The organism is Streptomyces sp. NBC_00016, from assembly GCF_045040885.1.
Taxonomy (GTDB): domain Bacteria; phylum Actinomycetota; class Actinomycetes; order Streptomycetales; family Streptomycetaceae; genus Streptomyces; species Streptomyces coriariae.
In genome coordinates this window covers 5,567,805-5,591,836 of the sequence record NZ_CP108304.1, presented here as the reverse complement: position 1 = coordinate 5,591,836, position 24,032 = coordinate 5,567,805, and the positions used below count along the sequence as shown (strand labels likewise).

Genomic DNA, 24,032 nt, shown 5'->3' with positions numbered 1-24,032 from the left:
AATCCCATGACCACCCGCACCCCCCGGGCCAGAAGCCACCGCAGCAAGAAGAAGCGCATCACCCTCGCCCTGGCCCCCGTCGCGGCTCTCGCCGTGGCCGTGCCGCTGATGAACCCGGCAGGCGCCGCCACCCCCTCCGAGGTGACCGCCGACTGCGCGGCCGACGCGAACGCCCTGGAGAACTGCGAGTTCGTCGACGTCCAGTTCAAGGCCAACAGTCTCGGGCCCAATCAGCGCGTCTCACCCGTGACCCAGAACTGCGGATCGACGACCGCCGCGACGAACACCTTCAGCGTGAGCACGTCCGTCACCAGGACCATTCAGCTGGAGGACGGGTTCACCGCCGACGCCGGCACGAAACTCGGCAACTCCTTCTTCGAGATCGGCCTGAAGTTCAACACGTCGGAAATCAACATCACCCGCGACGACAAGACGACCGGCCTGGCGTTCAGCCGCTCCGACACCGTCCAGCCGGACAGCATCGGCTTCTTCATGTGGTCCGCCAAGCGCACCGACGTGAGCGGATTCCTGCGGGCCACCTACAAGGAGGCCCAGGACGGCCAGAAGGTGTTCTTCGCGCCGAGCGAGGGCGGGAGCACCGTCCACGTCTTCTATCCGCAGATCCTCAAGAACGGCACCCCGGACGGCCGGCTCTGGCTGCGGAACGTGAAATGCGGGACGCCCGAGGCCAATGGAATCCAGAACTCGGAGAACAGCATCCGGAAGGAACCGGGATTCGGCGAGGCCGGCGGAAACGTCACCGACGTGGAGATCCCGCTCGCGGACCTCTCGCTCGCGGAGATCCCTGCGCCCTGACGGTTCTCAGGTGCGAAGCACGGGTGCGGCCGGGGTGGCGCCGAGCCATCGCAGGACCGCGTCCGTGCTGCCCCGGGCGTCGATCTTGGCGTAGATGTTGCTGAGGTTGTTGCGGACGGTCTTCTCGCTCAGCCGTAATCGCAGCCCGATCTCCTGGGCGCCGAGGCCGGTCGACAGCAGCTCCATGACCTGCCGTTCACGCGGCGAGAGCAGCGCGCGCAGCCGCTCGATCGCGTCGCCGGCCGCCGGCATCCGGCGGGCCCCCTCCCGCAGGGCGGCGCACGCGGACGGGGAGAGGTAGGTGTGGCCGACGGTGGCCGCCATCACCGCGGAGGACAGCATGTGGGTGCAGTAGTCGCCCTCGGCCAGATAGCCCGCGCCGCCCCGGAAGACCCCGACGACCGTCTCGGTGTCCGTGCGCGGGCTGACGACGATCACCGGGACGCCGCGGCCGCCCAGCGCCCCCAGCAGTCCCGGGAAGGACGTCGCCGGCTCCGCGCAGCGCAGCACGACGACGTCCGGCTCGCCCTCGTGCAGGGTGTCGTAGGGCGGGGCGACCCGCACCACCCGGCCCACGTACGGGTCGTCGGGGGCGGGCCAGCCCTCGTGCGGCCAGTCGTCCTCGGCGCAGGCGAGAGCGACAAGGAGTCGCTGGGAGGATCGCACTTACGGGGTCCTTCCGCCGGAACCATCACGTCCGTACGTCCGTACATACGCGGCCCGGCGTGGACATGTTCAAACTTCAAGGAGCCTGGTCGAGCAGGGGTCCCACCTCGGCTCCGAACAGGCCGATCTGGTCCGTGAGTTCGGTGCGGCTCCGGCAGCGGAAGCGCACCTGGATCTGATGGACGCCCATCGCCCCGTAGGCCCGCAGCGACTCGGCGAGGACCTCGGGCGGCCCGGTGAGGGTGCGGCGGCCCACCTCCCAGCCGGGGGCGCCGACGTACAGCGGCTCGGTGATGGCGCCGACGGTGAGCGGCGCGTCGTCCCCGCGCAGCCGCCGCAGCCTCTCGATCTGCGCGGCCAGCCGGTCCCTCGGGTCGCCCTGGGGCAGCCAGCCGTCCCCCTTGAGCGCGGCCCTGCGGACGGCGGCCGGGGAGGAGCCGCCGACCCAGAGCGGCACCCGCGCCTGGGCCGGCCGGGGCCGCTGCCCGAGCCCCTCGAAGTCGTACGACTTGCCGTGGTGGGAGGGGAACTCGTCCGGCCCGAGCGCGGCGCGCAGCGCGTCGATCGTCTCGTCGAGCACGGCGCCCCGCCGCTCGAAGTCCACCCCCAGCGCCTCGAACTCCTCCCGTACGTGACCGGCGCCGACGCCGAGGATCAGCCGGCCGCCACTGAGGTGGTCGAGGGTCGCGTACTGCTTGGCGGTGAGCAGCGGGTGGCGCAGGCCGACGACGGCGACGTGCGCGAGCAGCCGGACCCGGTCGGTCACGGCGGCCAGGTGGGCGAGGGTGGCCACGGGGTCGTACCAGACCGTGCTCATGGCCTCGGCCAGCCGGTGCGGGATCGCCACGTGGTCGCAGGCGGCGACGTAGGCGAAGCCGGCGCGGTCGGCGGCGCGGGCGATCTCGACGAGGTCGGCGGGGCCCGCGTCCGCCTCCCAGGGTTCGGCGTAGAGCGTGGACTGGGACTGGACCGGGAGCTGGATGCCGTAGTCGAGACTCACCGCGGGCTCCAGAGGCCGTCCGGGGTCAGCCCCAGCAGTTCGATCGCGTTGCCCCGGACGATCCGCTCCACCACGTCCGGCGCCAGGTGGCCCATCTGTGCCTCGCCGACCTCGCGCGACTTCGGCCAGGTGGAGTCGGAGTGCGGGTAGTCGGTCTCGTAGAGGACGTTCCCGACGCCGATGGAGTCGAGGTTCCTGAGGCCGAAGGCGTCGTCGAAGAAGCAGCCGAAGACATGCTCGGCGAACAGCTCGGACGGGGGACGGTGGACCTTGTCCGCGACCCCGCCCCAGCCCCGGTTCTCCTCCCACACCACGTCGGCGCGCTCCAGGATGTAGGGGATCCAGCCGATCTGGCCCTCCGCGTACATCACCCTCAGGTTCGGGAAGCGCTCGAACTTGCCGCTCATCAGCCAGTCGACCATCGAGAAGCAGCAGTTGGCGAAGGTGATGGTGGAGCCGACGGCGGGCGGGGCGTCGGCGGAGGTGGACGGCATCCGGCTCGACGAGCCGATGTGCATGGCCACGACCGTGCCGGTCTCGTCGCAGGCGGCGAGGAAGGGGTCCCAGTCGTCGGTGTGGACGGAGGGCAGGCCGAGGTGCGGGGGTATCTCGGAGAAGGCGACCGCGCGAACCCCGCGGGCGGCGTTGCGCCGGACCTCCGCCGCCGCCAGTTCGGCGTCCCAGAGCGGGATGAGGGTGAGCGGGATCAGCCGGCCCCGCGCCTGCGGGCCGCACCACTCCTCCACCATCCAGTCGTTGTAGGCGCGCACGCACAGCAGGCCCAGTTCGTGGTCGGCCGCCTCGGTGAAGGTCTGGCCGCAGAAGCGCGGGAAGGTGGGGAAGCAGACGGCGGACTGGACGTGGTTGACGTCCATGTCGGCGAGCCGGGACGGGACGTCGAAGGACCCCGGGCGCATCTGCTCGTAGGTGATGACCTCCAGCTTGATCTCGTCCCTGCTGAAGCCGACGGCGGTGTCCAGGCGGGTGAGGGGGCGGTGCAGGTCCTCGTAGATCCACCAGTCGCCGATCGGGCCGTCGTCGCCTGGCTCGCCCATGACGGGCTTGAAGCGGCCGCCGAGGAAGGTCATCTCCTTCAGCGGGGCCCGGACGACGCGGGGCCCGGTGTCGAGGTACTTCTTCGGGAGGCGGTCCTGCCAGACGGTGCTCGGCTCCACGGTGTGGTCGTCGACGGAGATGATCAGCGGGAGGTTCTCCGTGGCCTTCGCGGTCTTCCCGGTCTTCGCGGTCTCCAATGCGTTCTCCATGGGGGCACGGTAGCGCTGATCTGACGGATCGTCAGCTAGTGGGCGGGAGCCGGAGTTGATCGACTCTGTGGGGATGTGTGCACACCGGATGTGAGGGGTGTGTGGACTCCCGTGCACCTGCCGGGCAGGCTGACGCTTCCGGCATGGACAGGGCAAACTGGGGCCTGGACCTTTCCGGCCGATCACGTCGCAGGAGAGTGCCGGTACCGAAGCGGCGCCGGTGAGCGGGATCCGGCGCGTGCGGCTGCAAGGCGGAGGAGGGCGTCGACGCGGAGCGTCGGCAACCGACGACAACGCCGCAGATGTGCGTGTCGGATCCCGCGTCTGCGGCGTGATCGGCTGGACAGGTCCTTGATTCGGATGCCTAAGGGGAGCCCTGATGGACGACCGGGTAGGACACCGCGACCCGCGTGTGCCGGAGCAGAGGCGTCCCGGCTCCACCGAGGAGCCGGCGACGCTGCGCTTCGACGTGCTCGGCCCGGTGCGCGCACGGCGCGGCGACGAGCGGCTGGCCACCGGTTCACCGCAGCAACGCGCCCTGCTGGCCGCCCTGTTGCTGCGCGAGGGCCGTACGGCCACGGCCGCCGAGCTGATCGACGCGCTGTGGGGCGAGGAGCCCCCGTCGCAGGCGCTGGCGGCGGTACGGACCTACGCCTCCCGGCTGCGCAAGGTGCTCGACCCGGGTGTCCTGGTGAGCGAGTCGGGCGGCTACGCGGTACGCGGCCTGGCCGAGGGTTCGTTCGACCTGGCGGTGGCGCAGGAGTGGGCGGCGGAGGCGGAGAAGGCGCGGAACGCCGGGGACCTGTCCCACGCCCGCGAGGTGCTGAACCGGACGCTGGGACTGTGGGACGGGGAGGCCCTGGCCGGCGTCCCCGGGCCGTACGCGGAGGCGCAGCGCGTCCGGCTGGAGGAATGGCGGCTGGGACTGCTGGAGTCCCGGCTGGACATGGACCTGGAGCAGGGCTGCCACGCGGAGGCCGTCTCCGAACTCACCGCGCTCACCGCGGCGTACCCGCTCCGCGAGCGGCTGCGCGAACTGCTGATGCTGGCGCTGTACCGCAGCGGCCGGCAGGCGGAGGCGCTCGCGGTGTACGCGGACACCCGGCGGCTGCTGGCCGAGGAGCTGGGGGTGGATCCGCGGGCCGGACTGCGGCAGCTGCAGCGCCGCATCCTGCAGGCCGACCCGGAGCTGGCGGAGCCGTCGGCGCCGGCCGCGGAACCGGCGGTGGTGCGGGTGCGGCCCGCGCAACTCCCGGCCACCGTGCCCGACTTCACCGGTCGTTCCGCCTTCGTACGGGAACTGAGCGAGGTGCTGGCCGGAGCCGGTGACGGCACGGGCGCGGGCGGCCGGGTGATGGCGGTGTCCGCGCTCGCGGGCATCGGGGGCGTGGGCAAGACGACCCTCGCCGTGCACGTGGCCCACCAGGCCCGTCCTGCCTTCCCCGACGGCCAGCTGTACGTCGATCTCCAGGGCGCGGGACCGCGGTCGGCGGAGCCCGAGACGGTCCTCGGGTCGTTCCTGCGGGCCCTGGGCACGGCGGACTCGGCGATCCCCGACTCCCTGGAGGAGCGGGCGGCGCTGTACCGCTCGGTGCTGGACGGCCGCCGGGTGCTGGTGCTGCTGGACAACGCGAAGGACGCGGCCCAGATACGCCCCCTGCTGCCGGGCACGGAGGGCTGCGCGGCGCTGGTCACCTCACGGGTGCGGATGGTGGACCTGGCGGGAGCGCATCTCGTCGACCTGGACGTGATGTCCCCCGAGGAGGCGCTCTCCCTCTTCACCCGGATCGTCGGCGAGGAGCGGGTCGCGGCCGAGCGGAAGGCCGCGCTGGACGTGGTGGCCGCGTGCGGCTTCCTGCCGCTGGCGATCCGGATCGCGGCCTCCCGGCTGGCCGCCCGCCGTACCTGGACGGTGTCCGTCCTCGCCGCCAAGCTGGCGGACGAACGGCGCCGGCTGGACGAGCTCCAGGCGGGCGACCTGGCGGTGAAGGCGACCTTCGAACTCGGCTACGGCGCGCTGGAGCCCGCCCAGGCCCGCGCGTTCCGGCTGCTCGGCCTGGCGGACGGCCCGGACACCTCCCTGGCGGCGGCCGCGGCGGTCCTGGACCTGCCGGTGGAGGACACCGAGGACCTGCTGGAGTCCCTGGTGGACACCTCCCTGCTGGAATCGGCGGCCCCCGGCCGCTACCGGTTCCACGACCTGGTACGGCTCTACGCGCGTGCGTGCGCCGACCGCGACGAGCCACCCGGCGAGCGCGGCACGGCGTTGTCGCGGCTGCTGGACTTCTATCTGGCGACGGCGGCGGGGGTCTACACGATCGAGCGGCCCGGCGACCGCACGGTCGTCCACCTGGAGCCCACGTCGTACCGGGGGCTGTCCTTCGGCGAGCGGACACAGGCCCTCGACTGGCTCTTCGCCGAGGCGCAGTGCCTGCTGGCGTGCGCACGGCAACAGCAGTCGGGCAGTGGGCTGCGCCGTGCCGTCGATCTGCTCTGGGCCGCCAAGGACCTGGCGGAGTCGGGCGCGAACGCGAAGCAGTACGAATGGGCGGCCACGGCCCTGCGGGACGCCGCGCAGGGCGCCGCCGACGTCCGCGCGGAGAGCCGTGCGCGGACGGCGCTGTCCAACGTCCATCTGGCCGCCGGACGTTACTCCGAGGCGGACGAGGAGGCCCGGCGCGCGATCGAACTCGCCACGGCGGCGCACGACGCGACGCCGGTGAGCTGGGCGGCGACGGACCGGGGGATCATCGCCCTCGGCCAGGGCCGCTACGAAGAGGCCGAGAAGTTCCTCACCACCGCCAGGGACGGCTACCGGGCGGACGGGAACCGGCCGGGAGAGGCCAACGCGCTGTGCAACCTCTCACGGCTCTACGAGCGGATGAACCGCCCGAGCGACGCCGTCACCCTGGCCCGGCAGGGCGTCGACATCTACCAGCAACTCGGACTCACCCTGCGCCTCGCGAACGGCCGTTACGCCCTCGGCGTCGCACTGATCAGCGCCGGCAGGCTCTCCGACGGCCTGGTGCAGTTGTCGGACGCGCTGGAGATGTTCGGCAGCAACCGGCAGCGCCTGTGGGAGGGCACGACGCACTTCCGCATCGCCCAGCTGCACCTGGCCGACCGGCGTCCGGCCCAGGCCGCGCAGCACGCCGAGCAGGCACTGGCGATCGGGTTCATCGGCGGGGACCTCATCCGGGGCAGTGTGCTGACCGCGCTGGGCCGGAGCCTGCACGCGCTCGGCCAGTCGGACCGGGCACGAGCCTGCTGGCACGAGGCCCTGTCCCACCTGGAGCGGTCGGGAGCGCCCGAGGCGGCCGAGGTACGCCGTCTGCTGGCGCCCCTGGACGCGTCGTAACCTGCCGTCGGCGGCGTTCATCGAACGTTTATGACCGCCTGGCAGGGTCTACTCAACGGTCCGTCGCCTCGGGGGGCAGACGGACCGGACGAGCCCGCTGGGGGGTGGGCTCCGGCACATGTCTCTGTCCGGCGATACTCGGGGGAATCGCCGGACAGAGGCGCCTCACTCACTTGAACACTCCCAGGGGGAGCCGAACATGAGCAACACCGAGAAGCAGACGACGGAAGCCACCGCGGACATCACCACGCTGGAGAACCACGCTCCGATCCTGCCGGCCCTGTCCAAGCCGGCGACGCCGGAGGCCGGGGCGGCCGCGCCGGCGGCCGAGGAGAAGATCGTCACGCTCGAGAACCACGCGCCCGTGCCGCCCGCCCTGGACCTGGACGGCAAGTAGGCACCACCCGTCACCACGGCGACGGGGGTCGGCCGCGGCGGCGCGGAGGGGAGCCGCCGCGGCCGACGTGTGTCCGGGGGCCGCCCGGTCACCGTGCGCGCAGCTCGCCCTTGACCACCTTGCCGCTCGCGTTGCGGGGCAGGGCGGTCACGAACTCCACCGCCCTCGGCACCTTGTAGTTGGCCATCTCCCGCCGGGCCCAGGCGATCAGGTCCTCGGCCGTGGAGACCGCGCCCGGCCGCCGCACCACGTACGCCTTGCCCACCTCGCCCAGGCGGGGATCGGGGACGCCGATCACGGCCACGTCGGCCACGTCCGGGTGCAGACCGAGGCGCTGCTCTATCTCCGCCGGGTAGGCGTTGAAGCCGCCGACGATGAACATGTCCTTCAGGCGGTCGGTGATCCGGAGGTTGCCGGAGGCGTCCAGGACGCCCACGTCACCGGTGCGCAGCCAGCCGTCCTCCGTCAGGGCCTCCGCAGTCGCCGTCTCGTCCTCGTAGTAGCCGCGCATCACGTTGAAGCCCCGGACCAGGACCTCCCCGGGTTCGCCCGGCGCCGCGTCCACCCGCACCTCGGTGCCGGGGATCGCGCGGCCCGACGTCGAGGCGATGACCGTGGGGTCGTCCCCGCGACGGCACATAGTGACGACACCGCTCGCCTCCGAGAGGCCGTACGCCGTCAGGACGGTCTCCACGCCCAGTTCGCCCCGCAGGCGTTCGACGAGCCGCAGCGGCACCACCGCCGCGCCCGTGACGACCAGCCGCAGTGCCGACAGGTCGTGCTTGTCCCGGGACGCGTGGTCCAGGAGCGACTGGTGCAGGGTCGGCGGGCCCGGGAGGACCGAGACCCGTTCCGACGCCACGTTCGCGAGGACCGTGTCCACGTTGAACACCGGCTGCGGGATCATCGTCGCGCCCCGCATCAGACAGGCGATCACGCCCGCCTTGTAGCCGAAGGTGTGGAAGAAGGGGTTCACGATCAGATAGCGGTCGCCCTGCCGCAGCCCCGCCAGGTCGGTCCAGATCTCGTACGCCCGCAGGGTCTGCGCGTGGGTGATCACCGCGCCCTTGGGGCGGCCCGTCGTGCCCGAGGTGAAGACGATGTCCGAGGGCCACTCGCCCGCCACCCGGTCCGCTCGCGCCCGGACCTCCGCCGTCCCGATGCCCTCCCCGCTGGCCAGGAAGTCCTTCCAGGTCCGGAAGTCCGCCGGGGCGTCGTCCGAGAGGACCACCACCTGCTCCAGCGCGGGAAGCCCCGGCAGCGGGCCGCCGCCGGGGCCCTCCGCCGCCGCCCGCCGCAGCGACGCCACGTACGACGTCCCGAGGAAGGTGCCCGTCACGAACAGCAGACGCGTTCCGCTGCGGCGCAGTACGTCCGCCGCCTCCGTGCCCTTGAAGCGGGTGTTCAGGGGCACCAGCACCGCCCCCGCGCCCACCGCGCCGAGCGCCGCCACCATCCAGTCCAGCGAGTTCGGGGCCCAGACGGCCACGCGGTCGCCCGCCCGCACCCCGTTCGCCAGACAGGCCGCCGCCGCGCGTTCGACGCGGGCGCCGAGCTCGGCGTACGAGATCCGGGTACGGCCCTCCACCACCGCCTCGGTCGTCGCGTACCGCTCGGCGGACCAGCGGACCAGGCCGGGGATCGTCCCCCACTCCATGTCACCACGCATGACCGGCCTCCCCACCGAAACCACTAGCTGACTGACCGTCAGATTAGCGGTAACCTGACGGGCTGTCAGCAGCACTGTCGCCGTGTGGAGGTGGGTGCGGCATGCCCGCAGTGACCGGAATCAAGGACGCCACGGCCATCGTCGGCATCGGGCAGACGTCCTTCGCCAAGCACCTCCCCGAGGACGAACGGACGCTCGCCTGCCGGGCCGTCCTCGCCGCCCTCGACGACGCCGGGATCGCCCCCGGCGAGGTCGACGCCCTCGCCTCCTACACCATGGAGGAGACGGACGAGGTCGAGCTCGCCAAGGCCGTCGGGTTCGGGGACCTGTCCTTCTTCAGCAAGATCGGGTTCGGCGGCGGCGGTTCCTGCGCCACCGTCGCCCACCTCGCCGCGGCCATCGCCGCCGGACAGGCCACGGTGGGGGTCGCCTGGCGGTCGCGGAAACGGGGCTCCGGGCCGCGTCCGTGGACCAACACCGCCGTCCAGCTCCCCACCCCCGCCCAGTGGACCCGGCCCTTCGGGCTGCTGCGGCCCGCCGACGAGATAGCCATGCTCGCCCGCCGCTATCTGCACGAGTACGGCGCCACCCGCGACCATCTCTTCAACGTCGCCCTCGCCTGCCGCAACCGCGCCAACCAGAACCCGGCCGCCGTGATGTACGAACGGCCGCTCACCCGCGAGATGTACATGTCGTCCCGGTGGATCAGCGAGCCCCTGTGCCTGTACGACAACTGCCTCGAGACGGACGGGGCGTTGGCGTGCGTCATCGTGAGCGGCGAGCGGGCCCGGGACTGCCGCCGGAGACCCGTGTACGTCCACTCCGCCGCCCAGGGCCTGCCAGCCCAGCACCACGGCATGGTCAACTACTGGAACGACGATCCCCTCACCGGCCCCGCCTGGGCGGCCGCCCGGCACCTGTGGAAACACGCCGACTTCACCCCGTCCGACGTCGACGTCGCGCAGATCTACGACGCCTTCACGCCCCTCGTCCCGCTCTCCCTGGAGGGGTACGGGTTCTGCGGCCGGGGAGAGGGGGGCGCGTTCACCGAGGGAGGGGCCCTGGAGACCGGCGGACGGCTGCCCCTCAACACCGGCGGGGGCGGACTCAGCGAGGCCTACGTGCACGGCTTCAACCTCATCAACGAGGGCGTCAAGCAGCTGCGCGGGACCAGCACCGCCCAGGTGCCCGGCGCCGCGACCTGCCTCGTCACCGCCGGCGAGGGCGTCCCGACCTCCGCCCTGCTGCTCAGGAACTGACGGCACCGAGGAGAACCCACCGAGGAGTTGATCCCGCGATGCTCACCCCCGTCACCGACGCCGACGGCGCCCCCTTCTGGCGGTACGCCGCCCAGGGCGAACTCCGCGTCCAGGCCTGCGCCGACTGCGGCGAACCCCGCTTCCCGCCCCGCCCCTGCTGCCCGCACTGCCAGTCCTTCGCGAGCGAGTGGCGGCGGACGTCGGGACGCGGCCGGATCTGGTCCTACGTCGTCCCGCACCCACCCCTGCTGCCCGACTACGCCGCCCACGCCCCCTACAACGTGATCCTCGTCGAGCTGGCCGAGGCGCCCCGCATCCGGCTGGTGGGGAACCTGGTGAGCGGACCGGGGGCGGCGATCGACTCCTTCTCCCCCGACCGCATCCGCATCGGCGCCCGCGTACAGGTCGTCTTCGACGGCGGCGGGCTTCCGCAGTGGGTTCTGGAGCGGCCGTGAGCGTGCGACTGGACATCGACAAGGACACCGGGGTCGCCGTCGTCACCCTCGACCGGCCGGCCCGGCTGAACGCCCTCGACCTCGACACCGTCCGCGAACTGCAGCACATCTGGCGGGAGTTGCGGTTCGACGACTCGGTACGGGCCGTCGTCCTCACCGGGGCCGGACAGCGGGCGTTCTGCACCGGCCTCGACCGGGACGCCGTCGTGCCGCAGCCCGGCTCCCCGTACATGCAGGACGATCCGCTGCTCACCGTCGGCCCGAAGGCGAACGACCTGTGGAAGCCGGTCGTCGCCGCCGTGGAGGGGATGGCCTGCGGGGGCGCCTTCTACCTGCTCGGCGAGTGCGAGTTCGTCGTCGCGGGCGCCGACGCCGCCTTCTTCGACCCGCACACCACGTACGGGATGGTCAGCGCGTACGAGTCGGTGCTCCTGGCGCAGCGGATGCCGTACGGGGAGGTCGCGCGGATGATGCTCATGGGGACGGCGGAACGGATCTCCGCCCGGCGCGCCTTCGACATCGGGCTGGTGTCCGAACTCACCGACGCCGGTGGGGCGTCGGCCGCCGCCGTCGCCTGCGCCGCCGTCGTCGCCGGGTATCCCCCCGCCGGGGTCCAGGGCACCGTGCGGGCGCTGTGGTCGGCGAAGGAGGCGGCCCGCGCGATGGGGTTCGCGCAGGCGCCGCATCTCATCTCGCTGGGGAACCTGCCCACCGAGCGCCAGGCGGAGCTGTTCGCCGGCCGCTCGGCAGCCGAACCCCGGGTCCGCTGAGCCCGGCAGGTGCGGATGATCCCGACTCCAGTGCTCGAACCCCCGCCGGTTCACCCGAGCCCGGCGCCCGACCGGCTGCGGAGGTAGAACAGCACCACCTCGCGCTCCAGGACAGGCCGGATCTCCAGGTCCCGCGTCTTGATCCGGCCGTCCCTGGACAACGGAACCCAGGACCGGTCGAGCCCGTGCGCGATCCACTCCTCGTCGGCCACGTCCTGTCCGTCGTCGGGGAAGACCTCCCCGATGCGGTGAACGGTCCAGCCGCAGGCTCTCAGTCCTTCCGCGACCCGACGCCCGGGATTGCGGTCGAGGAAGAACTCAGGCGGCAAGGTGCACCACGGCCCGGCACAGCGCGTCCACCTGCTCAGGCGTCATGTCGTAGTCGTACGCGATGTCCTCGACGGCTTCCCCGGCTTCCCACAGGTCGGTGATGGCCCGCACCGTGACGCGGTTGGCGGCGACCACGGGGAGACCGTGGCCGAACCTGGGATCGATCACGACGGGGACGGAGTCCGGGTACTGCCTGAGCCGCAGGCTGGAGGGGAAGTCGTCGCCCGGCTCCCAGGTGAGGTAGCGGAGGTAGTCGGAAACCGCGTCCTGGATGGGGACCTGACCGTCGCGGGCTCTGCGGAGATCCCCCCGACCGTGCTCGATGAAGATGTCCACGCCATCTGTGGCGATCCGCTGGGACACGAGGCCGTAGGGGGTGTCGAAGGCATCCCGGACGGCGGCGGCCGCCTCCCTGATCTCGCTCATGCGGAGCCCCAGGGAACGCAGAGAACGCAGGACGTGCGCCTCCGCCACCGCGATGAACGGCACCGAAGGCTGCCCCTTCCGCACCGGCTCGACCTGGTGGACCAGTGGCGCTCCGGCGTTGGCCGACGCGTCACTTCCCCGCGAGGTGCGCGGCTCGCCCCGCGGCTCGCCGTCCGGCGTTGTCGGGAGACGTCCGGTCAGCTCGCCGATGCGTACGGCTCCGGGTCGCAGTGGTCGACCTTCGCGGCGACGGCCGGGGCGGACAGTTCGACCTGCACCGTCGCCGTGCCGTTCGCCGAGACGTACGCTTCCTCGCTCTGCTCCTCCAGCCGGCCGGAACCCGCGTCGAGGAAATCGACCGTGACGGTGAAGTAGCCGCCGGTCGCGTTCGGGTTGGTGACCTCGACCGTCGCGTACGCCTCGCTCGGCGTCGCGCAGTCGATCAGCTCCACCGTGGCGTCGCTCAGCGCCGTGGACGTGCTCGAGGAGCCGCCGTCGCCGTAGGTGTCGTCCGCGTAGTCGTCATCGTCGTCGTAGTCGTGATAGGTGCTGCCGGACGAGCCGCCGGACGTCGAACCCGACGTCGACGACGAGCTGTCGTGGTTCTGGCCGGAGCTGCTGCACCCGCCGCCCCCGCCGCCGTGGCTGCTGCCGTGACCGTGCCCCCGGCCCGTCGAGAAACCGGTCAGCGCCAGTACGACGAACACGGCCACCGCTGCGAACTTGAGTTTCTGCCCCCGTCGATCCATACCGGCAGCGTAGGCACCGGCTGTCACGGTCATGTCACCGCGTGGCGACCGGCCGGTCCCCGGCGTAGCGTCTGCGGTGGCGGCCGCCGTCCAGGTCCCTTCCGTGCACCCGGCACGACGGCCGTCCCGGTGCGACGGCCGTCCTCGCGCCGGTGAGCGGTCGGCTCAGGCCGTCCGCGCCGTGCCCGTGCCCTTCTCCGCGTCCAGGGCGTACACGCAGCGGTCCTTGCTGGAGGCGTACACGACGCCGTCGCGGACCACCGGGGAGCCGGTGATCTCGCCGCCGGTCGCCAGCTTCCAGCGCAGTCGGCCGTCGTCGGCCTTCAGGGTGTACAGCAGGTGGTCCGTGGAGCCGAAGTGGATACGGCCCTCCGCGACCGCCGGGGCGCCCACGATGTCGCCGCCCGCCTGGAAGCGCCACTTGGGCGTGCCGGTGACCGCGTCCAGGGTGTAGAGCCCCTTGCCGCTGCCGACGTGCACATGGCCGGCCGCCACCAGCACCGGGTCGACGGACGCCCGGGCCTCGGTGGCGATGCGCCAGCGGTCGCGCCCGTCGGTGGCGTCGATGGCGTACACGGTGCCGAGGTAGTCGGCGAGGTAGACGCCTCCGCCGGTCACCGCCGGGCCGGGCACGAAGGTCGGCGGGGACAGGAACACCGCCGGGGCCTCGAAGTGCCAGCGCACCATGCCGCTCGCGACGTCGACGGCGAGGACGCGGGTGCCCGCGGAGACGTAGACATAGCCGTCGGGGGCGGGGGTGACCCGGACCGGGACACCGCCGCACGAGGCCGTGTCGCCGATGGGGTACGACCAGCGTTCCTCGCCCGTGCGGGCGTCCAGGGCCCTGAGCCGGGCGTCCTGCCAGACATAGACCGTGCCCTCGTGCAGGACCGGCCCGGCCTCCGGGGACTCGAAGTCGGTCTGGCAGCCGGTGATCTCCCAGAGCTTCTGGCCGGCCGAGGCCTCCCAGGCCTGGACGCCGCCGCCGCGCGTGCCGGTGACGACCGTGCCCCGGTCTGCCTTGAGCGAGTACACCCAGGCGTCCGTCGACAGTCGCCACAGGTCGCCGCCCTCGCGGGCGTCCAGGGCGAACAGGGTGGGTCCGTCGGAGGCGTGCACCCTGCCGTCCGCGACCGCCATCGACCAGGCCACGTCCCGCGTCTTGAAGCGGCGGCGGCCGGTGGCCACATCCAGGGCGTGCACCTCGAAGGAGGTCACGTAGACGAGGTCCCCCGCGACGGACGGCGTGCCCCACACGTCGTTCGACATGCGAAAACGCCAGGGCCGCCAGCCCGCCGGAGTCTCCGAGGGGGCGCTCTGCGGGGCCGGTACGGTCGTGTCGGCGCCGTTGACGCCGGGGCGCGGGCGGGACCAGTTGGCGACCAGGCCGGGCTCGGCCACCGGCGCCTTCACGGCGGCCGTGGCACGGACGTCGGCGACGCGCGGCCCCGGCCCGATCGGCACGGCGCCGCCCGCCAGCCGGACGGGACCGATGTCGGGGGCACCGACGGCCACGGGCGCGGGTGCCGGGCGGGAGAGGACCACGGGGGCGTGGGACGGCGGGGGCGGTACCGCCGGCGCGGCGGGCCGGGCCATGCCCACGCCGCCTCCGCCGCCGCTGCGGGGGCTCGGGGGCGCCGGTTTCGCCTGACGGCCGCCACGGCGCGTCTCGATGAGGGTGACCGCCTTCTCGGGCAGCCACGCCGACGCCGTACCGCTGTCGTCGGAGCCGGAGCCGAAGAGGTGGGGGGCGAGCTGGGCCTGGAGATCGGCCGGGTTGGGCCGGGCCGTGGCCTCCATCTGCATACAGGACTCGATGAGCGGACGCAGCTCGTCCGGCAGGCCCTCCAGGTCCGGTCCCTCGCGCAGCAGCATGAAGACCGTCTCGACCGGGTTGGCGCCGTGGAAGGGCGGGTGTCCGGTGGCGGCGAAGACCAGCATCGAGCCGAGCGAGAAGACATCGCTCGCGCCGGTCACGCTGCGCGAGTCCTTCGCCTGCTCGGGGGACATGTAGGCGGGGGTGCCGACCGCCACGTTCGTCATCGTCAAACGCGTGTTCGAGACGCCGGACGCGATGCCGAAGTCGATCACCCGGGGCCCGTCCTCGACGACGAGCACGTTGGACGGCTTCAGGTCACGGTGGACCAGCCCCGCGCCATGGATCGACTGCAGCGCCTCGGCGACGCCCGCCGCCAGCCAGCGCACCGCCTGGGCCGGCATCGGCCCGCAGTCGTTCACTATTTCCTCGAGGGAGGGCGCGGGCACGTACGCGGTGGCCAGCCAGGGCACGGCGGCGCGGGGATCGGCGTCGACGACGGCGGCCGTGTAGAAGCCGGAGACCGCCCGGGCCGCCTCCACCTCGCGCGTGAAACGCACCCGGAAGAGCTGGTCCTCGGCGAGCTCGGTCCGGACCGTCTTGATCGCCACGCGCCGGCCCGAGGCCGAACGGGCCAGATAGACCAGCCCCATGCCGCCGGCACCCAGCCGTCCCAGCACCTCGAACGGCCCGATCCGCCGCGGATCGTGCTGCGTCAGCTGATCCACCACTTGCCTGCCACCTCCCCGTACGAACCGCGTCACCCACTTGTGTACACGGCCCCGTGCAGCGTCTCACCACCGCACCGCCATGGCGGCACGCACCCTGATTCTTCCTGGCCGGACGGCCGGTTGCGAACCCGGGGGCAATCGGGGTGTCTCATGTCATATACGCGCATACAGCACGCATACGGCACCTGTCAGCGCTGGAGCAGCGCGAACGATGCCCCTTGATTGTCCGTGACGACCGCCACGATTCCGTACGAAGCAGTGAACGGGCCCGCCTGAACCCGCCCGCCGAGCCGGCTCACCGCGCCGAGAGCCGCCTCGCAGTCCTCCACGCCGAAGTGGACGAGGAAATGCGGCGGCATGACCTCCGGGAAGACATCGCCGACCGGCGCCCGCCCGAAGTCGGGCTCGGCGCCCGGCCCGAACAGGGCCTCGTGGAAGAGATGACCGTAGAAGGTGTTGGCGGCCTCGGTGTCCCGGGCGTAGAGCTGCGCCCAGGCGAAGGCGCCGGGCCGGTGCCGTACGCCGAAGCCGGGGTGGCCGGCCGGCTGCCACAGGCCGAAGACCGCGCCCTCGGGGTCGGCGGCGAGCACGGTGGTGCCCGCCCCGCCGACCGGCAGCGGCGCCATGATGACCTGCCCCCCGGCGTGCTGGATACGGCGGGCGGTCTTCTGCGCGTCCGGGGTCGCGAAGTACACCGTCCAGACGGTGGGCATCCGGCCGTCCGTCTTGTGGGCGAGCGCGGCCACCGGCTCGCCCTCCAGCCGGGCCCACACGGAGGAGCCGTACGCCTCCTCGAAATCCCACCCGAAGAGCTCACCGTAGAACCGCTTGCCCGCGTCCACGTCGGGGAGCTGCGCGTCCACCCAGCAGGGGACGCCCTCTGCGTACACCGATGCCCTATTTTCGGCCATACAGCCAAACTAACGGCGCCGCACGCAAGCCGCAGACCAGGCACACCCGCCTCCGCACCCCCTCGCACCCCATTTGCAGTCGGCCGAATAGCGCTCCGATCACCCCTCGGTAAGCTGACGGCATGACAGGACAAGTGCGTACCGTCGACGGCCGCGTGGCCGGTCGGCGCGGGCAGGCGACGCGGCAGAAGCTGCTCGACTGCCTCAGCGAGATGCTCAGCTCCTCTCCGTACCGCGACGTCAAGGTCATCGACGTCGCCCGGAAGGCGGGCACTTCACCCGCGACCTTCTACCAGTACTTCCCGGACGTCGAGGGCGCCGTACTGGAGATCGCCGAGCAAATGGCAGCCGAGGGAGCCGAGTTGACCGGCCTCGTCGAGGGGCGGTCATGGGTCGGCAAGGCGGGCTGGCAGGCGGCGCAGGAACTCGTCGACGGCTTCCTGGAGTTCTGGCGGAAGAACGACGCGATCCTCCGGGTCGTCGACCTCGGCGCGGCGGAGGGGGACAAGCGCTTCTACAAACTCCGCATGAAGATCCTCAACTCGGTGAACAACTCCCTTTCGGACGCGGTCGCCGAGTTGCAGTCCAAGGGCAAGGTCGACAAGGACGTGAACCCGGCCGCGGTCGCCGGCGCCCTCGTCGCGATGCTCGCGGCGGTCGCCTCGCACCAGAAGGGCTTCCAGACGTGGGGCGTCAAGCAGGCTGAACTCAAGCCGAACCTGGCCCTGTTGGTACACCTGGGCATCACCGGCAAGAAGCCGACGAAGTAGCCCGGCCCCACTCGTTTTTCGGTTCAAGTCCTGTCTGCCAGGCGGCAGCTCACCCGGGTGAGCTGCCGCCTGCCGCGCTGTCGGCCTCAGGCGGGCAGCGCCCGGTCCCTCACCACGTGCTTCATCACCAGCGTCGACGTCAGCCGCTGCACCCCCGGCAAGGTGGCGAGGCGCTCGTCGTACAGCCGCTGGAAGGCCGCGAGGTCGGCGGTGGCCACCCGCAGCAGGTAGTCGGGCTCCCCGAACAGCCGCTGCGCCTCCAGGACGTGTTCCACCTCGCCCACCGCCCGCTCGAACTCGGCGACGGTGTCCCGGTCCTCCTGCCGCATCGAGACGAAGACCAGCGCCTCGAAGGTCAGCCCGACGGCGGCCGGCTCCACCACCGCCCGGTAACCGCTGATCGCCCCGGACCGCTCCAGCTCCCGCAGCCGCCGGTGACAGGGCGAGACGCTCAGCCGCACCCGCGCGGCCAGCTCGGTCACGGTCAGCCGCCCGTCCTGCTGAAGCTCGGCAAGAATCTTCCGGTCCACGTCATCCATGGGGCAGATCTTCCCCCAGATCGCCGTGATCTGCGAAAACTTCGGGAACACTTTCGGCCGCATCGCGCCTAATGTCCCCGGTATGGACTCGGGAACGCTGATTTCTTTCCTCGCCGTCGACCTGCTGCTGGTGTGTGTGCCGGGCGCCGACTGGGCGTACGTGATCTCCGCCGGGCTGCGCGGCCGTTCGGTGGGCGCGGCGGTCGGCGGCCTGGTGAGCGGGTACGCCCTGCACACGGCGCTCGCCGCGGCGGGCCTCGCGGTACTGGTCGCGGGGTCACCGACGCTGCTCACCGGGCTGACGGTGGCGGGCGCCGCGTACCTGGTGTGGCTGGGGTGGGCCGTGCTGCGGCGGCCGGGGACACCGGGCGCGGGCGAGGAGATCACGGCGGGCGGCGCCCGGGTGTTCCTGCGCGGGGCCACGATCAGCGGTCTGAACCCCAAGGGCCTGCTGCTCTACCTCTCGGTCCTGCCGCAGTTCCTCACCACGGGCGAGGGGCACCTGCCGGTGGCCGCCCAGACGACCGCCCTCGGCCTGCTGCACATGGCGTGCTGCGCCGCCGTCTATCTGACGGTGGGCGTCCTGGCCCGCGGGCTGCTGGGCGCCCGCCCGGCGGCGGCACGAGCGGTGACCCGCACCTCCGGCGCGGCAATGCTGGGCATCGGCACGTTTCTGCTGCTCCAGCACGCCTTGTAGACCCTTCCGGGCCCCTGGCCCCCGAGCACTCCTCGGCCCCCGAGCCCCGGGCCTTGCAGACCCTCCGGGCCCCTGGCCCCCGAGCACTCCTCGGCCCCCGAGCCCCGGGCCTTGTCGACCCTCCGGGCCCCTGGCCCCGGGCGCTCCTCGCCCTCCGAGCCCTCCTGACCCTCAGGCCTCCAGGCCCGCCCCCGGGCCCTCGGACCCCCGGACCCTCGGACCCCCGGACCCCCGGGCCGCCTAGCCCCTCTACGCCCTCGGGGTGAGCCGGAACAGGCGGATCTCGCGCTCCACCCGGGCCTGATACGTCGCGTACGGCGGCCAGAAGGCCAGCAGGGTCTTCCAGACGGCCGCCCGCTCCTCTCCCGTCAGCGGCACGGCCGTCACCGGGATGTCCCTGCCCTTCCAGCTGATCTCGGCGTCGGGGTGGGCCAGGAGGTTGCCGGTCCAGGCGGGGTGGCCGGTGCGGCCGAAGTTGGAGCCGACCAGGATCCAGCTCCCGCCGCCCTCCTCGGGCATGCAGGCCAGCGGCGCACGACGCGGCAGCCCGCTCCTCACCCCGGTGGACGTCAGGATCACCCCGGGCAGCATCTGGGCGCTGAGCAGCACCTTTCCCCGCGTGAGGCGATGGACGGCCCGGTCGAGGGCGGGAATGACATGGGGCGCCACCTTGGCGAAGGCCCTCGTCGAGGAGACCTTCTGCACCACCCGGACGCCGATCACACCGGCACCTCCGTCCGCTCGAAGAGCCGGGCCCCCTCGGCCGCGTGCGCCCGCAGCCGGTGCACGGGCCCGAACAGCAGCTCGTCGCCGGCGGCCCGCTTGAAGAACAGGTGCGCCTCGTGCTCCCAGGTGAAGCCGATGCCGCCGTGCAGCTGAATGCCCTCGGCGGCGGCCCGGCGCAACGCCTCCAGCGCCTGGGCAAGAGCCAGCCCGCCGACCGGGCCGTCCGGACCGGCGAGACCGTCCGGGCCGGCGAGACCGTCCGGGCCACCGGGACCGCCCGCCGCCCAAGCGGCGTAGTACGCGGCGGACCGGGCCGCCTGGATCTGCACATACACGTCGGCCAGCCGGTGCTGGACCGCCTGGAAGGAGCCGATCACCCGCCCGAACTGCTCCCGTCGGCCGAGGTACTCGACGGTCCGCTCCAGCGCGCGGTCGGCGGCGCCGACGGCCTCGCAGGCCAGGAAGGCGGCCGCGAAGTCACCGGCGCGGGAGAGGGCCTCCGGTACGCCCGGCGCCTCCTCCTCGCTCCCGAGCAACTCGGCCCGCACATCGCGAAGTTGAACGCGGGCCTGCGGGCGGGTGGCGTCCAGGGCCGTCTGCCGGGTGCGGACGAGCCCGACGGCGTCCCCCGGCACGACGAACAGCAGGATGCGCGACCGTACGAACCCGCCGGTGTGCGCGGCGACCACCAGGGCCCCCGCACCGTGCCCGTCGAGCACCTGCGCGGCCTCCCCGTACAGCCGCCAGACGCCCTGGACCCGCCGGGCCTGGATCCCGCCCGCGCGCCCGCCGCCGGCCCAGTCGCCGTCCTGGGGACCGGTCAGGGCGAGGGCGGTGGCCAGGGCGGGCGCGGGCACGGCGAGGGCGGCGGTCAGGGTGCCGTCGGAGATCCGGGGCAGCAGGTCGGCGCGCTGGGCGTCGGTGCCGAGGCCGAGGATCAGCGGCGCGGCGAGGACGGAGGTCGCGAGGAGCGGGGACGGTGCGAGCGCCCGGCCGGTCTCCTCGGCGGCGAGAGCGAGGTCGGTGACCGGGCAGCCGACACCGCCGTACGCCTCGGGCAGCGCGAGGCCGGGCAGCCCGAGCTGCTCGGCCAGGGCGGCCCAGAGGGCGGGATCGTGACCGAGGGGTGTGTCCAGGGCGGCGCGCAGTTCTTCGGGGCCGCAGCGTTTGTGCAGCAGTTCGCGCAACGTGCGGCGGATCCCGTCCTGTTCGGCGGTGAAGCCGGGGTCCATGGCCACCCCTCTCATCCGGATCTGACGGTGCGTCATATTAGGGCGGGGGAACGGGAATGCCCAGAGAGGCGGCACCTGTCGGGGCAGCGGTTATCTGATGTACCGTCAGATTCATGGCATCCGCATCCGGTACCCGGAAAGTGGCCGTGGTCGGCGTCGCCCTCTCCGACTGCGGCCGAGTGGACGACGCCACCCCCTACGCCCTGCACGCCCAGGCGGCCCGGCGGGCGCTGGCCGACGCGGGGCTCGACCGGTCACGGGTGGACGGCTTCGCGTCCGCCGGGCTCGGCACGCTGGCCCCCGTCGAGGTGGCGGACTACCTGGGCCTGCGGCCCAGCTGGGTCGACTCCACCTCCGTCGGCGGTTCGACCTGGGAGGTCATGGCGGCGCACGCGGCCGACGCGATCGCCGCCGGTCACGCGAACGCGGTCCTGCTGGCGTACGGCTCGACGGCCCGCGCGGACGTGAAGGCCGGCCGCCGCACCGGCACCTTCGCCTTCGGCGGCCGTGGCCCGCTCCAGTTCGAGGTCCCCTACGGCCACACCCTGATCGCCAAGTACGCGATGGCCGCCCGCCGCCACATGCTCCAGTACGGCACGACGATCGAGCAGTTGGCGGAGGTGGCGGTCCAGGCACGGGCGAACGCGGCGCTGAACCCCGACGCGATGTTCCGCGACCCGGTGACGGTGGACGACGTCCTGTCCGGCCCGATGATCGCCGACCCCTTCACGAAACTGCACTGCTGTCTGCGCTCCGACGGCGGCGCGGCGGTCCTCCTCGCGGCCGAGGAGTACGTACGCGACTGCCGCACGGCCCCGGTGTGGATCCTGGGTACGGGGGAGCACGTCTCGCACGCCTCGATGTCCGAGTGGGACGACTTCACGGTCTCCCCTGCGGCGGTGAGCGGCCGGCTGGCCTTCGAGCGGGCGGGGCTGGGTCCGCAGGAGATGGACTTCGCCGAGATCTACGACGCGTTCACCTACATGACGCTGGTGACCCTCGAGGACCTGGGCTTCTGCGCGAAGGGCGAGGGCGGCGCGTTCGTGGAGAAGGGGCGGCTGACCCTGTCCGGCGCCCTGCCGGTGAACACGGACGGGGGCGGGCTCTCGGCTCAGCATCCGGGTATGCGGGGGCTGTTCCTGCTGGTGGAGGCGGTACGGCAGCTGCGGGGCGAGGGCGGGGACCGCCAGGTGAGGGCGACGGACGGGTGCTTGCCCCGGCTGGGGGTCGCTTCCGGGACCGGCGGGTGGTTCTGCTCGTCGGGGACGGTGGTCCTGGGACGGGACTGAGGCCGCCGCGCCGCGCCTCCCCTCCCCTCCCCTTCCCCTCCCGGCAGGTCACGCCCCGCACATCGGCCGCGACGATCCGATGGCGTCGGCGCAGGCCGCGGAAGTCCGCGCCGACGGTGGTGAACGAGGCGCCGCCGTGTTCGCGGCCGTCCGGCCGGGGGGCGAACGGCATGTCCGGCCGCCGGTCCACCGCGGACTCGAAGCGCCGCAGCAGCGCGCGACGGCGGTCCGTCGTGCCCTTCGTCAGCTCGCCCACGCCGTCGGTCGGCCGGGCTTTCCGCCGGGGACGGCAACCTTTCCGGGACCGGCGGCGACTGACGGGTCGAAAGCTTTCCAGGACGTGCTTCGCCGAACCGCGTAAGGATTCATCCGTGGCATCCTCCTCACACCGCCGGCCCCGCCCCGAGAGGCGCACGCGCCGCGTCCCCGTCGTCACGGTGGTCGCCGTGGCGGCCGTCGCGCTCGTCGTGTCCCTGGTCGTGGCCTTCCGTCCCGACGGCGGGTCCGAGACCGGGGCCGACGGCGGGGCCCGCACGGTCGAGCCCGCCGCCGGGTCCGGGGTGAGCGGTTCGCCGACGGCGACCGGGGCCACCGGGTCACCGTCGCCGAAGCCGAAGCCGTCCACCGCGTCCCCGAGCGCGACGGCCGGGCGGGCGTCCACGCCCGCCGCCACCCCGGCCGGCAAGTCCGGCTCGTCTAGCGGGCGCTCGGCCGCGCCCGCCGCGCGGACCGCGTCCGGCGCGGCACCGTCGGCGGGGCGGATCGCGCCCGGGACCTCCTACCGGGGCGTCGCCACCTCGTACGACGCAGGAGACGGCAACGGCGCCTGCTCCTACGGCCCGACCTCCGACGTCATGACCGCGGCGATGAACACCGCCGACTACGAGACGTCCAAGGCGTGCGGCGCGTACGTCCTCGTCCGGGCCGGGAGCGGAGCGTCGATCACGGTCCGCATCACCAACGAGTGCCCGGCGCCCTGCGAGGTCGGCCAACTCGACCTGAGCCGACAGGCCTTCGCCAAGCTGGCCCCGCTCTCGGCGGGCCGGATCCCGGTCACCTGGAGCCTGCTGAGCCCCGCCACGTCGGACACCGTCTCGATCCGCTACAAGACCGGTTCCACCCAGTACTGGTGCGGCATCCAGGCGATCGGCCACCGCAATCCGCTGGCCCGGCTGGAGGTCCGCACGAGCGCCGGCTGGACCCGTCTGGCGCGCACCGACTACAACTACTTCCTCTCCGAGCAGGGCACCGGCTGCGGCGGCGCGCTCCGGCTCACCGACATCTACGGGGAGCAACTGACGGTCGAGGGGATCGCCGTCCGGGCGGACGTGGTGCAGTCGACGCGGGTCCAGTTCGCCCGGCACTGACCGCTTACCCTCGCGGTATGGCCAAGGATCTTCATGAGCTGCTGAGGTCGCTGCGGGTGTGGGACCCGGAGGTGACCGCGCTGCCGCCGTTCGCCCCGGAGGAGGCCCCAGCCGAGCCGCTGTCCCTCTTCACGGACTGGTTCGCCGAGGCGGTGGCGGCGGGCGAGCGGGAGCCGCACACGACGACCCTCGCCACCGTCGGCGAGGACGGCCTTCCGGACGCCCGCATCGTGATGCTGCACGACGCCGACGCGGACGGCTGGGCCTTCGCGACCCACGCCACCAGCCGGAAGGGCCGTCAGCTCGCCGCGCGCCCGTACGCGGCCCTCACCTTCTACTGGCCGGTGCTGGGCCGCCAGGTCAGGGTGCGCGGCCCGGTCGCCTCCGCCCCCTCCGAGGAGGCCCAGGCCGACCTGCACGCCCGCTCGACAGGCGCCCTGGCGGCCGCCCTGACCGGACGGCAGAGCGAGGTCCTGGCCTCGACGGAGGAGCTGACGAGCGCGTCGGAGGCGGCCTGGGAACACGCCCGCGCGAACCCGACGGCCAAGTCCTTGACCTGGACCCTGTACCGACTGCGCCCGGACGAGGTCGAGTTCTTCCAGGGGGACAGCACCCGCCGTCACGCCCGGCTGCGCTACCGCCGGTCGGGAGAGTCCTGGTCCAGGGAGCAGTTGTGGCCCTGAGGACACCCCTCGGACGGGGTCCGTGGCGCGAGGGTGCCCTGTCCTCCGCCACGCCCCGCCCCCTCACTCACCCGAAAGGGGAGGTGGCGCGCCTCGCCCACGCCCGTCAGT

Annotated in this window: 23 protein-coding genes; 11 read left to right on the top strand and 12 right to left on the bottom strand. The window is 72.9% G+C overall.

Annotated elements, in window-relative coordinates:
- Positions 1-6: 6 nt before the first annotated feature.
- Positions 7-816, top strand: coding sequence for a hypothetical protein (locus OG933_RS24860; protein WP_405628979.1), 810 nt, complete (start codon positions 7-9; stop codon positions 814-816).
- 6 nt (positions 817-822) lie between these two features.
- Here the strand turns inward: OG933_RS24860 and OG933_RS24855 are convergent, their stop codons facing one another.
- From OG933_RS24855 to OG933_RS24845, 3 genes are all read right to left on the bottom strand, one after another.
- Entirely contained in the window at positions 823-1,482 is a 660-nt protein-coding gene (locus OG933_RS24855) for a response regulator transcription factor (protein WP_362522744.1), read from the bottom strand.
- Between the two features lie 76 nt (positions 1,483-1,558).
- On the bottom strand, positions 1,559-2,482 hold the full coding sequence (locus OG933_RS24850; RefSeq protein WP_362522745.1) for an LLM class F420-dependent oxidoreductase: 924 nt from the start codon (positions 2,480-2,482) through the stop codon (positions 1,559-1,561).
- Positions 2,479-3,747 (bottom strand): amidohydrolase family protein, encoded by a 1,269-nt coding sequence (locus tag OG933_RS24845; RefSeq protein WP_362522746.1) that lies wholly within the window; start codon positions 3,745-3,747, stop codon positions 2,479-2,481. Before OG933_RS24845 ends, OG933_RS24850 begins: the two co-directional genes overlap by 4 nt.
- A gap of 379 nt (positions 3,748-4,126) precedes the next feature.
- On the opposite strand from OG933_RS24845, the gene OG933_RS24840 reads away from it, so the two are divergent.
- Positions 4,127-7,105 carry a BTAD domain-containing putative transcriptional regulator gene (locus OG933_RS24840; protein ID WP_362522747.1) on the top strand — a complete coding sequence of 993 codons (2,979 nt, stop codon included), beginning with the start codon at positions 4,127-4,129 and terminating at the stop codon, positions 7,103-7,105.
- Positions 7,106-7,304: 199 nt separating this feature from the next.
- Complete coding sequence (locus tag OG933_RS24835) at positions 7,305-7,502, top strand: hypothetical protein (RefSeq protein ID WP_405628976.1); 198 nt, start codon at positions 7,305-7,307, stop codon at positions 7,500-7,502.
- Between the two features lie 88 nt (positions 7,503-7,590).
- On the opposite strand, the gene OG933_RS24830 is transcribed toward OG933_RS24835, so the two are convergent.
- Positions 7,591-9,171 (bottom strand): FadD3 family acyl-CoA ligase, encoded by a 1,581-nt coding sequence (locus OG933_RS24830; protein WP_405628974.1) that lies wholly within the window; start codon positions 9,169-9,171, stop codon positions 7,591-7,593.
- Positions 9,172-9,272: 101 nt separating this feature from the next.
- On the opposite strand from OG933_RS24830, the gene OG933_RS24825 reads away from it, so the two are divergent.
- From OG933_RS24825 to OG933_RS24815, 3 genes are read left to right on the top strand one after another with little or no spacing between them, the layout of a single operon-like run.
- Positions 9,273-10,430: a lipid-transfer protein gene (locus OG933_RS24825; RefSeq protein ID WP_020131991.1), complete on the top strand. Its 1,158-nt coding sequence runs from the start codon at positions 9,273-9,275 to the stop codon at positions 10,428-10,430.
- A gap of 38 nt (positions 10,431-10,468) precedes the next feature.
- The gene (locus OG933_RS24820; RefSeq protein WP_405628972.1) at positions 10,469-10,885 is read left to right on the top strand and encodes a Zn-ribbon domain-containing OB-fold protein; all 417 of its coding nucleotides are present in this window, start codon (positions 10,469-10,471) and stop codon (positions 10,883-10,885) included.
- Positions 10,882-11,655: an enoyl-CoA hydratase/isomerase family protein gene (locus OG933_RS24815; RefSeq protein WP_362522749.1), complete on the top strand. Its 774-nt coding sequence runs from the start codon at positions 10,882-10,884 to the stop codon at positions 11,653-11,655. Before OG933_RS24820 ends, OG933_RS24815 begins: the two co-directional genes overlap by 4 nt.
- A gap of 50 nt (positions 11,656-11,705) precedes the next feature.
- Here the strand turns inward: OG933_RS24815 and OG933_RS24810 are convergent, their stop codons facing one another.
- The 5 genes from OG933_RS24810 to OG933_RS24790 all read right to left on the bottom strand — a co-directional run bounded on the left by OG933_RS24810 (position 11,706) and on the right by OG933_RS24790 (position 16,618).
- Positions 11,706-11,984, bottom strand: a complete 279-nt coding sequence (locus OG933_RS24810) for a hypothetical protein (RefSeq protein WP_405628971.1) — start codon at positions 11,982-11,984, stop codon at positions 11,706-11,708.
- Positions 11,974-12,612, bottom strand: a complete 639-nt coding sequence (locus tag OG933_RS24805) for a DUF433 domain-containing protein (RefSeq protein WP_405633496.1) — start codon at positions 12,610-12,612, stop codon at positions 11,974-11,976. Before OG933_RS24805 ends, OG933_RS24810 begins: the two co-directional genes overlap by 11 nt.
- Positions 12,609-13,160, bottom strand: a complete 552-nt coding sequence (locus tag OG933_RS24800) for a hypothetical protein (RefSeq protein WP_405628969.1) — start codon at positions 13,158-13,160, stop codon at positions 12,609-12,611. The genes OG933_RS24805 and OG933_RS24800 overlap by 4 nt, the downstream gene beginning before the upstream one ends.
- Positions 13,161-13,325: 165 nt before the next feature.
- Positions 13,326-15,707, bottom strand: coding sequence for a PQQ-binding-like beta-propeller repeat protein (locus OG933_RS24795; protein ID WP_362522753.1), 2,382 nt, complete (start codon positions 15,705-15,707; stop codon positions 13,326-13,328).
- 188 nt (positions 15,708-15,895) lie between these two features.
- Positions 15,896-16,618 (bottom strand): VOC family protein, encoded by a 723-nt coding sequence (locus tag OG933_RS24790; protein WP_362522754.1) that lies wholly within the window; start codon positions 16,616-16,618, stop codon positions 15,896-15,898.
- Positions 16,619-16,752: 134 nt separating this feature from the next.
- Here OG933_RS24790 and OG933_RS24785 point away from each other — a divergent pair, with 134 nt between their 5' ends.
- Positions 16,753-17,388: a TetR family transcriptional regulator gene (locus OG933_RS24785; protein ID WP_405633494.1), complete on the top strand. Its 636-nt coding sequence runs from the start codon at positions 16,753-16,755 to the stop codon at positions 17,386-17,388.
- Between the two features lie 86 nt (positions 17,389-17,474).
- Here the strand turns inward: OG933_RS24785 and OG933_RS24780 are convergent, their stop codons facing one another.
- Complete coding sequence (locus tag OG933_RS24780) at positions 17,475-17,927, bottom strand: Lrp/AsnC family transcriptional regulator (RefSeq protein ID WP_028807204.1); 453 nt, start codon at positions 17,925-17,927, stop codon at positions 17,475-17,477.
- 82 nt (positions 17,928-18,009) lie between these two features.
- Here OG933_RS24780 and OG933_RS24775 point away from each other — a divergent pair, with 82 nt between their 5' ends.
- Complete coding sequence (locus OG933_RS24775) at positions 18,010-18,624, top strand: LysE family translocator (RefSeq protein ID WP_362522755.1); 615 nt, start codon at positions 18,010-18,012, stop codon at positions 18,622-18,624.
- A 249-nt stretch (positions 18,625-18,873) separates the two neighbouring features.
- Here the strand turns inward: OG933_RS24775 and OG933_RS24770 are convergent, their stop codons facing one another.
- On the bottom strand, positions 18,874-19,347 hold the full coding sequence (locus tag OG933_RS24770; RefSeq protein ID WP_362522756.1) for a nitroreductase/quinone reductase family protein: 474 nt from the start codon (positions 19,345-19,347) through the stop codon (positions 18,874-18,876).
- Complete coding sequence (locus OG933_RS24765) at positions 19,344-20,582, bottom strand: acyl-CoA dehydrogenase family protein (protein ID WP_405628965.1); 1,239 nt, start codon at positions 20,580-20,582, stop codon at positions 19,344-19,346. Before OG933_RS24765 ends, OG933_RS24770 begins: the two co-directional genes overlap by 4 nt.
- Positions 20,583-20,695: 113 nt before the next feature.
- On the opposite strand from OG933_RS24765, the gene OG933_RS24760 reads away from it, so the two are divergent.
- The 3 genes from OG933_RS24760 (at position 20,696) to OG933_RS24750 (ending at position 23,921) form a co-directional block, all read left to right on the top strand.
- Positions 20,696-21,871: a thiolase C-terminal domain-containing protein gene (locus tag OG933_RS24760; RefSeq protein WP_405628963.1), complete on the top strand. Its 1,176-nt coding sequence runs from the start codon at positions 20,696-20,698 to the stop codon at positions 21,869-21,871.
- A 371-nt stretch (positions 21,872-22,242) separates the two neighbouring features.
- Positions 22,243-23,238: an expansin EXLX1 family cellulose-binding protein gene (locus tag OG933_RS24755; protein WP_405628962.1), complete on the top strand. Its 996-nt coding sequence runs from the start codon at positions 22,243-22,245 to the stop codon at positions 23,236-23,238.
- Between the two features lie 17 nt (positions 23,239-23,255).
- Positions 23,256-23,921 (top strand): pyridoxal 5'-phosphate synthase, encoded by a 666-nt coding sequence (locus OG933_RS24750; protein ID WP_405628961.1) that lies wholly within the window; start codon positions 23,256-23,258, stop codon positions 23,919-23,921.
- The last annotated feature ends 111 nt before the right edge of the window (positions 23,922-24,032 follow it).

Coding starts and splice junctions, on each gene's coding strand:
- OG933_RS24860 (WP_405628979.1), top strand. CDS start 7: ATGACCACCCGCACCCCCCGGGCCAGAAGCCACCGCAGCAAGAAGAAG.
- OG933_RS24845 (WP_362522746.1), bottom strand. CDS start 3,747: ATGGAGAACGCATTGGAGACCGCGAAGACCGGGAAGACCGCGAAGGCC.
- OG933_RS24840 (WP_362522747.1), top strand. CDS start 4,127: ATGGACGACCGGGTAGGACACCGCGACCCGCGTGTGCCGGAGCAGAGG.
- OG933_RS24835 (WP_405628976.1), top strand. CDS start 7,305: ATGAGCAACACCGAGAAGCAGACGACGGAAGCCACCGCGGACATCACC.
- OG933_RS24830 (WP_405628974.1), bottom strand. CDS start 9,171: ATGCGTGGTGACATGGAGTGGGGGACGATCCCCGGCCTGGTCCGCTGG.
- OG933_RS24825 (WP_020131991.1), top strand. CDS start 9,273: ATGCCCGCAGTGACCGGAATCAAGGACGCCACGGCCATCGTCGGCATC.
- OG933_RS24820 (WP_405628972.1), top strand. CDS start 10,469: ATGCTCACCCCCGTCACCGACGCCGACGGCGCCCCCTTCTGGCGGTAC.
- OG933_RS24800 (WP_405628969.1), bottom strand. CDS start 13,160: ATGGATCGACGGGGGCAGAAACTCAAGTTCGCAGCGGTGGCCGTGTTC.
- OG933_RS24790 (WP_362522754.1), bottom strand. CDS start 16,618: ATGGCCGAAAATAGGGCATCGGTGTACGCAGAGGGCGTCCCCTGCTGG.
- OG933_RS24780 (WP_028807204.1), bottom strand. CDS start 17,927: ATGGATGACGTGGACCGGAAGATTCTTGCCGAGCTTCAGCAGGACGGG.
- OG933_RS24775 (WP_362522755.1), top strand. CDS start 18,010: ATGGACTCGGGAACGCTGATTTCTTTCCTCGCCGTCGACCTGCTGCTG.
- OG933_RS24765 (WP_405628965.1), bottom strand. CDS start 20,582: ATGGACCCCGGCTTCACCGCCGAACAGGACGGGATCCGCCGCACGTTG.
- OG933_RS24760 (WP_405628963.1), top strand. CDS start 20,696: ATGGCATCCGCATCCGGTACCCGGAAAGTGGCCGTGGTCGGCGTCGCC.
- OG933_RS24750 (WP_405628961.1), top strand. CDS start 23,256: ATGGCCAAGGATCTTCATGAGCTGCTGAGGTCGCTGCGGGTGTGGGAC.